This is a genomic window from Flavobacterium sp. J49 (assembly GCF_011742145.1).
Classification (GTDB): domain Bacteria; phylum Bacteroidota; class Bacteroidia; order Flavobacteriales; family Flavobacteriaceae; genus Flavobacterium.
The window spans coordinates 1-281 of the sequence record NZ_JAAQQU010000025.1; the positions used below are offsets into that span (position 1 = coordinate 1).

Annotated in this window: 1 protein-coding gene; it reads right to left on the reverse strand. The window is 42.0% G+C overall.

Annotation, left to right across the window (positions count from 1 at the left end):
- Positions 1–281, reverse strand: a 281-nt coding sequence (locus HA632_RS00095; protein WP_176305210.1) for a hypothetical protein, incomplete at both ends; no start/stop codon positions are given.

Sequence of the window (281 nt, forward strand, 5' to 3'; positions counted from 1 at the left end):
AAAGTCTCAAACCCTACTGCGCCGTTGTAATCACACAAAGTGTATTGCGGATAATTCGGTTGGGTAGCATTCGGTAGTGGATTTACCATTAAGTCTAGTTCCACTATATCATAACAACCCGTGGTGTTAAACTCTACTCGTACATATACAGTTTGATTCCACTGCGTTTGGTTGATGTAATTGGTCACACCGCCAATAGCATTAACATCGCCTTGGGCATTAGCAAAAGTGGTGTGGAAAGTAACTGTAACAGTAGTCGGGTCAATAGCTCCTAAAATCTG